9 protein-coding genes are annotated in these 11,787 nt (G+C 35.3%); 4 read left to right on the top strand and 5 right to left on the bottom strand.

Annotated elements, in window-relative coordinates:
* Nucleotides 1-418 precede the first annotated feature (418 nt).
* The 4 genes from GN105_RS07000 to GN105_RS06985 all read right to left on the bottom strand — a co-directional run bounded on the left by GN105_RS07000 (nt 419) and on the right by GN105_RS06985 (nt 5,628).
* Complete coding sequence (locus GN105_RS07000) at nt 419-2,089, bottom strand: DUF6909 family protein (protein WP_227977377.1); 1,671 nt, start codon at nt 2,087-2,089, stop codon at nt 419-421.
* A gap of 6 nt (nt 2,090-2,095) precedes the next feature.
* The gene (locus tag GN105_RS06995; RefSeq protein ID WP_155284702.1) at nt 2,096-2,863 is read right to left on the bottom strand and encodes a DUF6261 family protein; all 768 of its coding nucleotides are present in this window, start codon (nt 2,861-2,863) and stop codon (nt 2,096-2,098) included.
* Between the two features lie 336 nt (nt 2,864-3,199).
* Nucleotides 3,200-4,183: a cation diffusion facilitator family transporter gene (locus GN105_RS06990; protein WP_155284701.1), complete on the bottom strand. Its 984-nt coding sequence runs from the start codon at nt 4,181-4,183 to the stop codon at nt 3,200-3,202.
* Between the two features lie 23 nt (nt 4,184-4,206).
* Nucleotides 4,207-5,628: an alkaline phosphatase gene (locus tag GN105_RS06985; RefSeq protein WP_155284700.1), complete on the bottom strand. Its 1,422-nt coding sequence runs from the start codon at nt 5,626-5,628 to the stop codon at nt 4,207-4,209.
* Between the two features lie 288 nt (nt 5,629-5,916).
* On the opposite strand from GN105_RS06985, the gene GN105_RS06980 reads away from it, so the two are divergent.
* Both GN105_RS06980 and GN105_RS06975 read left to right on the top strand, forming a co-directional pair.
* Nucleotides 5,917-7,026: a glycosyltransferase family 4 protein gene (locus tag GN105_RS06980; RefSeq protein ID WP_155284699.1), complete on the top strand. Its 1,110-nt coding sequence runs from the start codon at nt 5,917-5,919 to the stop codon at nt 7,024-7,026.
* Between the two features lie 16 nt (nt 7,027-7,042).
* Nucleotides 7,043-8,089: a carbohydrate-binding family 9-like protein gene (locus GN105_RS06975; protein ID WP_155284698.1), complete on the top strand. Its 1,047-nt coding sequence runs from the start codon at nt 7,043-7,045 to the stop codon at nt 8,087-8,089.
* A gap of 36 nt (nt 8,090-8,125) precedes the next feature.
* On the opposite strand, the gene GN105_RS06970 is transcribed toward GN105_RS06975, so the two are convergent.
* Entirely contained in the window at nt 8,126-9,259 is a 1,134-nt protein-coding gene (locus GN105_RS06970; protein ID WP_155284697.1) for a beta-ketoacyl synthase N-terminal-like domain-containing protein, read from the bottom strand.
* 229 nt (nt 9,260-9,488) lie between these two features.
* Between GN105_RS06970 and GN105_RS06965 the strand changes: the two genes are divergently transcribed.
* The gene (locus GN105_RS06965; protein ID WP_155284696.1) at nt 9,489-9,662 is read left to right on the top strand and encodes a hypothetical protein; all 174 of its coding nucleotides are present in this window, start codon (nt 9,489-9,491) and stop codon (nt 9,660-9,662) included.
* A 240-nt stretch (nt 9,663-9,902) separates the two neighbouring features.
* Nucleotides 9,903-10,955 (top strand): hypothetical protein, encoded by a 1,053-nt coding sequence (locus GN105_RS06960; RefSeq protein ID WP_155284695.1) that lies wholly within the window; start codon nt 9,903-9,905, stop codon nt 10,953-10,955.
* The last annotated feature ends 832 nt before the right edge of the window (nt 10,956-11,787 follow it).

Here is an 11,787-nt window from a genome sequence, read left to right as displayed (position 1 = left end):
AGCACGTTATAAATCATTTTTATAAATAATTTTAGTGATACTTGTCAAGCTGAGCGAAGTCGAAGCATTTTATTCTAATTATACTTGCTCAGTCTTCGACTACGCTCAGACTGACATTCAGTAACACCTCAACCCCATTCAGATTACTAAAAACGATAATCTAGTATAACAAGCATTTTATAAATCATTCTTGTAAATAATTTTAGTGATACTTGTCAAACTGAACGAAGTCGAAGCTTTTATCATCGTAATACTTGTCAAGCTGAGCGAAGTCGAAGCATTTTATTTTAGCAATACTTGTCAGGCTGAGCGAAGTCGAAGCCTTTTATTCTAATTATACTTGCTCAGTCTTCGACTACGCTCAGACTGACATTGAGTAATGCTTTAACTTCATTTATATTGATAAAATACCAGTACTTTACTCACTTGCAAATATTTGCTCTAATATTTTCAGCGTTATCAGATATGTAGGCTTAACACCTGTGGTGCCTAAACCTCCTGATGCCAATGTACTTCCTGTCTCTAACGGATTGTCAGACGCATAGTAAGCATAACGTACCTTTACATCTTCACGGATGCTTTTACGTATCTTTGATGCTGACTGAATGGCTTTTTGATAGTGAACTCCTTCCATTTCAAGCCCGACGACATTCCACGTAGAACGAAGGAAATAGTTCAGTACGTCTTTATTCTGCAAAGAAGTTCCGAGTACCGTAATCATAGAGCCTTCAAATACCTTCAGCCCGTTGTTTTCAAAGTCCTGTGCCGTTAGCTCATTGTTAAAGGGATAATTATCGGAAGTCCCTTCAAAGATGTGTGCCGTAGGAATCATCAAATCTCCTTTGCCACCTTCCAAGATACCTGCTTTCCCCATTATGGAAATAGAGTCCACGTTCATAAAATAGGTGTTTTGTTCAGTTCGGAAAGGTTTCAAGAGTTCATCGATGGTCTCATAGGCTTGTTCCCCGAATGCGTAATCCATCACAAATATGACGGGTTTGGCTCCTGAACCAAAGGAATAGGGTGTACCCGTAAGGTCTATCTTCTCCGTATCGAATATCTGTACATCAATGTTGGTTCCTGAGGTATCCGGAATCGATATCATACCGTTATTGTGAGCATAATCCTTGACCTTTTTACGAAGTCGTTCGCTATCAGGATTGCTCAAAAGCTCAAAGATTTCCATTCGCGTCTTCCCCTTGACTTCCGTTTTCAATGCCTTTTCAGCAAAGATACTGTTCATTACACTGTGCATATTGGCACTGATAATATGTAACGGACGTGTCAGCAATCCGTTTGCGTATAAGGTTTTCTTGATAGTATCAGCCCAAATCTCCCCGTGCAGATGATGCCCTAATCGTTCGCGAAGCACGGTACTGAAGGTAATAACCCTTTTCTTATCTTCCAGAATTTCATTCAATGCTAATTTACCCAGCCAATACACGATATGGATAAACCGCTCAGGCTGCGAAGGTGTCGCAAAGGAATGATATACTTCCAGAACTTCTTCAAAAGTACGTCCTAAGATATTCCCGATGTGTATGAGGGTAGTTTCACGCTCTGCCTGTGTAAGTTTGTTTTTATTGAATGCCTGTTCCAGCTTCTCCCAATCGCGTGACAGCCCCCCTGTCTCTTCTATTAATACATTGCGGGCAATTTTATGTGACTCTATAAACAAGAATGTCAAGTGTGTGAGAGCATCATATATATCTGACCTTCCGCGTGTGATTTCGATATTCATCTGCTGCTCATCAATGCGATAGCAATTGCGACGTCTTTTCGGAGGGATAATAGGCTTGAAATGCGACTTCCGATACCCTTCATCGGAAATCAGGTTAATGTACGTACATTGTTCAATACCTTCAGGTAGGCGGTCGAGTACATAGCTCAGTCCACTAAGTTCCGCTTTGCTTTCAGCAATGGTACCGTATATTTCAGGACGAAGTAATAATAACGATTCACGCAAGGCTTCTCCTGATACACCCATCGGTTTGTAAAATCCGCGTGCAAAGAGATGACGCATCGTAACATACATACGCTCAATAGCCTTTGTTGACTCTTGAGCTCGGCTTCTTTCTTTTATTTTCATAATATCTTATCGTTGTGTTTCCTCTGTTTTATTCTCTGGTTCAGCAGGCTTGGCTGTGGGTTGCAAGGTTCGTAGCTTATGAGCATTCATCGTGTCGGTTACCAATTTGTTAAGTAACTTAATAAATGTAGCACTTTCCGGCGATTGAAACACTATATGACTACTCACTGCACATTTGGTCAAGTACCTATATAATTTCGTAGCTTCCCTCCTCACCTTCTTGGTATTGATAAGCGTATTGGTAATCTGACTTTCAGCACGTCCTTCGATGAGTTTCTGACATTCTTTGTTAGTCTCCGCAAGTGATGTAATTGTTTGCTTTATTCCCAATGTGTTTACATATTGCTCAAACTCGGGCTTATTGATGTCTTTTAGAAAGCCTTCGATAGTTTGCGATTTCTGCCGAATAGGTAAAGCCTGAATCCCGGAGTACGTTCTCATATTTTTGTGAAGTATTGAGGCAGCCTCCTTACGCTCTACAATAGCATTTTTTTGTTCAAACCGAAACGAGGAAAGCAGGAAAACAAGATAATTACACCGTTGCTTATCCAAATCGGCAATGCGTTTGGTTTCACTGCTAAAACGGTTCTGGCGTGTGGCTTCCGTAAGGTCTTCGTGGTATTTTTGAAGCTTGTCATATACTTCTTGCTCCAAGCTCAATTTCTCCAGAGAAGCATTCTGAGCCAAATTCAATACACTTTTTACAAATTGAGCATACTCATCATTATTCAATTGCTCAAATTTCACTGATTTTACTTCCAAAATTGTTTTCATATCTTTACGTTTTAAATGAATTTAACTAATGTCCACAAATATAGTAAGATAATTTCAATAAAGCAAATTTATATACAGAAAATACATTAGGAAAACTTTAATTACAAAAACAATAATCCAGCAATAGAAGTTTTTAGCAACAATACATCAAAACAACATTCCAGCACCACTGGACAACAGATTTTAAAGTCATAAACAGCAATACAACAATGTTTTTAATTCACATCATATATATTAAAAGACAATCCGGCACCACTGAAACATAATTCAAATCATTATATACTATAATTCAGCGATACCGGACGTCATAAAAAATACAACTTTAAAAAAACATTCTTAACTTTCTTCCCTCAACTTATGTTTTTGCACTTGTGAGATGCTCTTTTCATTCCATTCTACTCTTTTTATAAAAGGTCTTTTACGAAAATCACATTGCATATTGCAAATTTCACACGAGAAAGGCTTGCAATCATCCATATGAAAATTAAATTCAACCGTTCTGTCAGTATTTTTAAGCAGTAACCGAATTACTTTTTCCATTTCCTGATGTGCTTCCTGCAAGGAATAATAGTACGGAAGGGTAATATGTGCATCAATGTGCAAATGCGAGCCAAATTGTTGCACCTTCATATTATGAATGTCAATCCATTTTTCACACCGATTCTCTTTGAGTACCTTCACGATTTCGGAAAAAAGAATCTCGTCCTTCTCGTCCATAATGCCGCCTAAGGCTTTGCGAACGATTTTATACCCCACCAGCATAATGTACCCGCCGAAAAGCATTGCTACTACGGAGTCCAACCAAAGCCAGTCAGTCAAATATACTAACAGAAGGCTCAGTACAACCCCTAAGGTAGATAGTGTATCGCTCTGTAAATGCTTTCCTGAGCTTATCAGCACTAAGGAATTTTCCCTTTCTCCTTTCTTACAGGATATATAGCCCATTATATAGTTAATCACGGCAGTTGCACTCACAATACCGATTCCCCAATCCAGTTGCCGAAGCGAAATTCCGGTAAGCAAGGAATGTACCGACTGAATGATGATGAGCAGTCCCGCAATTACTATCAGAACGCCCTCAATGCCTGCAGTAACGAACTCTACCTTGCCGTGCCCATACGGATGGTCATTATCTATGGGCTTGGCTGCCAAGTACAATGCATATAACCCCATAAACGCCGAGACTATATTAACGGTACTTTCCATAGCATCGGAAAACACAGCGTCAGAATTGGTTAACTGCCAGGCAATAATTTTCCCGATAAATAATACAACGCCGACAAAGGCTACAAGTCTCTGAAAGGAAAGGGATTTAGGCATCAACTGGTTACAAAACTATAATTTTACTTTTTATTGAAGTACTTGCTTTCCATTTCGGCTACCTCTAACAAAAAGTTGTGCATTTCATAATTATGTATAAAAGGTTTTAGTTTCTCGCTACCAGGTCCGAACATTGCCAGCTCCACATAATCCGACGAGTGATCCATACTTATCCAGCCTACAGAGGTGTGTTCTTTCTGTATCTCTGCCAATAGCTTGAAAGGTAGATTTTTGTAATTGTAAAGCCCGTCCTCCCTACTTTTGTTTAAATAGTGTGCTTGCAATGCTTTGGCTTGGTCGTCAGTGAGTTTCATATTCCCGAAGTTCTCTGCTATAATATCTTTTATGAAGCTCGTTGAGCTGTCGGGAAGAATATTATTAAGCACCCATTCGTTTGTATGTTTGAAATGCTGCATATTGTCGAAGTTGTCATTGCATTTCTTACCATAAATCAATCCGGGGTTGGCGTTACCGTGGTCGGTAGTTACCACTACGAGTGTGTTTTTGTCCTGTTTCGCAAACTCAATGGCTACGCCCACCGCTTCATCAAATGCTAACTGGTCGAAAAGTAATGCCCCGATGTCATTCCCGTGAGCTGCCCAATCCACTTTACCTCCTTCTACTTGCAGCACGAAGCCCTCTTTGTGGTCTTTCATTAGTTCTATCGCCTTGCTGGTCATCTCTGCCAACGTCGGACGGTTGTGTAAAGCCTCGTCATACTTGTAATCCAATGAATACGGAAGTCCTTGACTATCAAACACGCCTAACAGAGGCTTGTTTTTAGGTGCCTTTTGCATCTGTACTTTATCTCTGGCAACGGTAAAACCACTGTTTAGAAACTCTTTGTACAAGTCTCTCTTTTCCTTTCGGTGGTCTGGACTGAAGTAATCGTCACCTCCGCCCATCATTACGTCAAATCGTAAGTCCAAGTATTTCTCAGCGATTTCAGGTTGAGCGTTTCTGGCTTTGCTGTTCACACAGAAACCCGCCGGTGTAGCGTGGGTTATCATCACGGTAGTAACACAACCCACTTTCTTTCCGCCTGCTTTAAACTTCTGCAAGATGGGCGTGTACACTTCACCGTTAGCTCCTATGTTAAGCCTGCCGTTCGGGACACGATATCCGCCACCCCAAGACGAACTTGCCGCAGCCGAATCCGTTACCACAGAGTTAAGTGACTGCATATCCATAAAGGCTTTCGTGGCTAAATTTTGTTGATAAAGGTTTATCCAGTTGGAAGGCTTGCCCAAAATCCTCCGTGAGTATAAATCAGCCATTGTAAGCGTTCCCGAACTCATTCCATCACTTACCATATAGATGATGTTTTTGGCTTTTTTGCCTCTAAATTCCTCTTTAACAGCATTAGCTCTTAAATCAAACGGAGATATTAGCATCCCTCCCAGAGTTGCTAACGCTCCTTTTTTGAAAAATGACCTTCTTTTCATACAAATATTTTTTTGAATAGTTTGTACGTCAATGGTTTGCCCATCAAAATACAACTAATTGTTTCTCATTAATTTGACAAATAATTTTTTAAAAAACAGTGAATAACAATTGGTTGCGAAAGGTACGGATTTTTTTAAAGCGAACAAATAAGATTTTGTTAAAAAATTTCATTATGTTTGTAGCTGACTAATCCGCAAATAAATTATAGATAAAAAATTTCGGTTATTTTAGCTGAAAGACAATATTATCAGGATTTTTCAGAAAAATTAATATTTGATTTTTTAGTGATGAAAATAGGTTTTGATGCCAAAAGAGCTTTTCACAATAATCGCGGATTGGGAAATTATAGCCGTGATTTGATTCGCATTTTGCAAGAGCAAAGTGATTGGGAACTTGTTTTGTTCAACCCGAAAGAGAAAAGGGACGAACGTATAAATTTTACTGAAAAAACAAAAGTAATTACGCCAAAATCTTTCTTCTGGAAAAAACTAAAAAGTATTTGGAGAACACTGAAAATAAGCTATTTATCTAAAAAAGAGAAATTAGATATTTATCACGGGCTTTCGGGTGAAATCCCCTTGGGCATTTATAAAAACACACGAACCATTGTTACCATTCACGATTTGATTTTTCTTCGTTATCCGCATTTGTATTCGTTTTTTGACAGAAAAATCCATTATTGGAAATTCCTATATGCAGCACTAAAATCACATCACATTATTGCAATTAGCGAACAAACAAAACGAGACATTGTTGAATTTTTCAGCATTCCTCCGGAAAAAATTTCTGTAGTGTATCAGGGTTGCCATAAAGCTTTTAAGCAACTTTATCCTGAAGAAAAAAAACAAGAAATTCGCCAAAAATACAATCTTCCGGAAAAATTTGTGCTAAACGTAGGTGCCATAGAACCTCGCAAAAACGCTTTGGAAATTGTAAAAGCGATTAAAGATTTGGATATTTCTTTGGTTTTGATAGGCAAAAAGACGAAATATTTCGAGAAAATCGAAAAATTTTGCGTTGAAAATAAGATGCAAAATCGCGTTTTTGTTTTGAAAAATGTTTCAATGGAAGATTTGGCGATAATTTATCAATTGGCAACTATTTTTTGCTATCCTTCTGTTTTTGAAGGATTTGGAATTCCCATTATTGAAGCCTTATTTTCAAAAGTTCCTGTAATTACCTCTTCCGGAAGTTGTTTTGCTGAGGCAGGCGGAAAGCATTCTGTTTATGTTGATTTAAATAATGCCTCTGCAGAAATAAAACAAGCTATTTTAGCTATTAGCACAAATGAAGAGAAACGAAAATTGATGAGTGAAAAAGGCTTTGAATACGCTCAAAAATTCACAGATAAATCTGTTTTTAAGCAACTTATGGAAGTATATAAAACGAAAATCTGACCAAATTATTCATATTATGAAAAGAAAAATCTTTACACTTTTAGTTTTTGTATTTAGTTTGAACGTTTTTGCTCAAACGAAACCTGAACCAAAATCATACATTGCGTATCGGGTTAATGAAAAAATAGAAATTGACGGAAAAGATAACGAAAAATCGTGGAAGTCAGCCAATTTTACCGATGATTTTATCGACATTGAAGGAGAAAAAATTCCGCATTTCAAAACCAACGTAAAAATGCTTTACGACAATGATTATTTCTATTTCTTTGCCAAAATGGAAGACCCACACATCTGGGCAACGCTTAAACAACGTGATACAGTTATTTTTCACAACAACGATTTCGAGATTTTTTTAGACCCTGATAACGACTCACATAATTATTACGAATTTGAAATCAATGCTTTAAATACCGTTTGGGATTTGTTTCTCACCAAACCTTATCGCGAAACAAACAAAGTACTTGACGGCTGGGATATCAACGGACTAAAATCAGCTGTGCACATCAATGGGACACTTAACAACTCCGCCGATACCGACAAATTCTGGAGCGTGGAAGTAGCCATTCCGTGGGCGGCAATGCGAGAAACACATATGCAGCATAATATCCCAACGAAGAAATTTTGGCGAGTAAATTTCTCGCGTGTGCATTGGGATTTTGATTTGATTGATGGAAAATACGACAAAAAACGAGGAACTGACGGAAAATATTTACCTGAATACAACTGGGTTTGGTCACCTCAATGGAAAATCAGTATGCACGAACCCGAATTATGGGGATATGTGTATTTTTCGGAGAAAAAAGTAGGAGAAAAAGACCATTTTGAAGTTCCGAAAGATGAAACTATTAAAAGATATTTATACGATTTGTATCATTCAAGCAAATCAAATACAAAATCTGCATTAACCCAGAAAATAAAGAAAGGAACAACTATTTTCGCAAAGAAAATAACCGTAACATTCAATGACAATCCATATTTTTGGAATATATCCGTTAAAAGTCCTTTTTCAGGAAAAACACTTGTAATTATGCAAGACGGAAAGTTGCAAGAACTTGAAAAATAAATAATTATCTATTTATAGGTAAAATAAGCCTACTTATTACTTTTCAATAAGTAGGCTTATTGCATTTCCGCCAAATCCTACGGCATTTATCAATATCTTTTTGATTTTCTGAGGGATATTTTTTTGATTTTCAAGATAAGGAACTCCATAAAAAGCTTGGTTTTGTAACATCAAAATTGCCATTTCAAGGCTTAATGCTCCGCTTGCTCCAAAAGTATGTCCTAATTTCCATTTATTATTGGTTAAAATGGGTTTTTTTTCTCCAAAAACCTCACGAATTGCAGTAATTTCAGCCAAATCTCCTTTAATTGTTCCCGGAGTATGAGCTACAATTACATCAATTTCTTCCAAATTTGTATCTTTCAAAGCCATTTGCATTGATTTTTGCAAACATTCGCCATTTGCCGACAGAGAAACACTGTGTGAGATTTGTTCCGTAACAAATCCCAGCCCTGTAATAAGTGCCAATCGGTTTGATTTTGTAGCTTTTTCCAAACAAAATACACCTGCACCTTCTCCCAAAACCATTGTATTTTGCTTTTTATTAATATCCATAGCTCTACAAGGAAAATCATCTGTGAAATGGCTGTAAATTTTCAAAGCTCGAGCCTGAGCAATCGTAAATTGAGTTAAGGGTGCTTCGCTTCCGCCCACTAAAAAACGATTTTCCATTCCGCTTTTAAGCCACGCCACCCCATTTGCCACAGCGTGCAAAGCGGTGGAACAAGTGATGGAGTGCGACATTTCAAACCCCGTGTTTTTTAAATCTTGCCCTACCCAGCTGGCAATATTTCCGAGTGTGGTAGTGGGTGAAGCCAACGTCATACATTCTTGATTTTGAAGAAAATACAAATAATGTTCCTCAAAGAGTGAAGTTGCCCCGCGTGATGAGCCTATATTTATACCGAATTGTACATCTTGCCAGCCAGCCTGTGCCACAGCCTTGCGTGAAGCACAAATGGCAAACAAAACGGAAGCGTCTAAATTTTTATAACTTTCTGTTTTTCTGATATTTTCTATTTCCAACCGGCTACTTTCTGATAATTTTGCCATCGGAACGGATTCATTTAGAGAAATATGTGTTTGATTATTTTCATAGGCTTGTGTAATTTCGGAAGGAGAATTTCCTAACGCTGAAACTGAACCCATTCCCGTAATTGCGATTTTCATTTTATCTTTACATTATTTTGCAAATGTATGAATTATTTTAACTTCCTACCTAAAAAATATTTTTACCCAATAAATTCAAATCGGAAATATTTACAAGGAAAATTAGTACCTTTGGCAGAGAACATAAAATCACCACCAAGCAGAAAACTACCTAAATAACAACATTATACAAACCTCTTTAGGAGATAATTACAAAAATGCTGAAAAACATTACCAAACAGCTTCTAATATGATCCTAAACAGATTGTATCCACATTACTTACTAGCCAAAATGTTTCAAGAAGAAGGCAACATAGAGAAAGTAAAACAACAAGCTAAAATTCTATTGGAAATGCCTATAAAAGTTCCTTCTATGGCTGTCTTTGAAATGCAAGAAGAAATGAAAACACTTTTGAACAAATAGATAATCACAACACAGTTTTGCAAATTAATAAAAACTTTTTCAAAAGTCAATATTGATTTTTAAAAATTAACATAATAAATTTGTAGCGTTAATCAATTAAATTTTTACATCAAAAACTTACAACACAAAAAGGATTTACATCTAACTTATCAATAAGTAGATAACAACTAAGCTACGAGTTGTTTCCTTATACGGAATCAGTGCAAAATAAAATTTTTATAAATTAAAATATACAAAATAATGAGAAAAATATCATTCTTAATTGGGATTATCCTTACACTTGGAATTAGTAGTTGTGCCAGAGAAGATAATGTTTATATGCCAGAGAGTGTAGATGGAGAATTTACATTTTATAAATCATCTGATTTAGAAGAAAGTACATCTTTCGTTTTTAGTCCTAAAAATAAAAACATAAGGGTCAAATTTGAAGCATTTATAAAAGATGATATTTTACATTCAACATTGTTTTTTCGCGATAACTCTTCTTCTTGGAATAAATTAAGCAATTTTAAAAGTAAAATCAGAAATGATGACTTTATAGAAAGTATATATTCGGATGTGAAAATCGAAGGAAATTCTATAAAAAAGAATTTAGATTACGAAAAAATAAGAAATATTGATAATATTTTAGATGCAATTCCTGAAAAACTTTTTGAGGAAGTAAGTAGAGAAGAATATTACAAAGAAAGCACTCTATCTTTATTTTATCATTTAAGTTCCATAAAGTCTGCTAAACGCTCCTTTGAGAATAAAACAAATGATTGTAATTGTAGTTTTTATGCAAATTCATTTGATGAAAAATCTCCATTCTTTTGCGAAGAAGATAAACCAATAAATGCTACAAGTGCGTTAATTCTTATTAAAGATTTATCTGAAAGCAAAAGATTTGCAGGAAAGAAATTTGATGCGGATAAAACATTAAATTATCTTGAGCACAATAAAAATAGATACTTACCCGCAAGCAAAATAGACCGTTTAGTCAAAGACGAATTTATATTATTTTTAGATAGTAAACTAACGAGGAAAGAGTTACAGAGTATTTTACCTAAAAATTCTTTAAATAATTTAAAAACAATGCGTTTTCAAACTGTAGCAAATTCAAAAAATGATCGTAAATTCCCTTATGATCCTTTTTGTCTATTACTTGGAGTATGGGAAGGAAGTGATTGTGGTTGTTGTAGCAATTATAGAGGTCCTTGTTTTTGGTGTTCGCCAGCTTGTCTTTTACACGATGTATCCTGTGTAAATTGTGATTGGTGGTGTGGTTGGAAATGTGTTCCTGGACCTTGTTAATTATAATGATTATGAATAAATTATATTTTACAGTAGGAGTAATTCTTACTTCAATTATTTCTTATTTTGTTGTGTTATGGATTTCTATTTTTAGTACCTATCGAAAAAATAGAGAAGAAGCAGTTTATTTTTTTTATAAAAATGTTCCCAGCATTATACAAAACAATATTGATATTACTTTTTTTTGTATCTTTTTAGGATTAATTGCTATTTTTTGCTTTTACATTTCTTATAAAAAAAGTACAAATTTATTAAAAAAATTAAATCTCATTTTTTTACTTTTTAGTTCGGTAATTACTATTTGGTATCTTTGGACTTTATTATGAGAAGAAAAATTAGTAGCCTACTGAAAGTAGAAGAAATATTGAACAACAGAATTTTTTCGAAACTTTAAAAGCCCTTACTTACAAAGGCTAAATTTTAGCACCAATGTTACCTAATTGTAGTTAAAATTTTAAGCAGGAAATCCCTCTTAGAAGTATATTATAAGTAATAATATTTAGAATTATTAAAAAGAAAATAATTTTTTACCTTATTAGTTATATATTTTTCTTTCCTATGATGAATTTAGTTTGGGCATACAAAGAAAATTTACTATTTTTTTCATAAAGATGTTTTATAGTTTTCTATTCCTGTAACTATTTTTGGTTTTCTCTGTATGGTAGGTAGTGTGATATACCAATAATATAAGAATAAAAAAAAGAATTTAATCCAAAGCTCCTTAATTGGGGCTTAATTTTTTATTATTAAACCTGTCTAAACTTTTTAATAGGAAAAGTAAAAGTTCCTTGATTTTCATTTTGTTATGCAAAACAAAATGAAAATCAAGGAA

The organism is Capnocytophaga felis (genome assembly GCF_009684755.1).
In the GTDB taxonomy this organism is placed as follows: domain Bacteria; phylum Bacteroidota; class Bacteroidia; order Flavobacteriales; family Flavobacteriaceae; genus Capnocytophaga; species Capnocytophaga felis.
The sequence above is the reverse complement of the archived record's forward strand: the minus strand, read 5'-3'. Positions and strand labels throughout refer to the sequence as shown.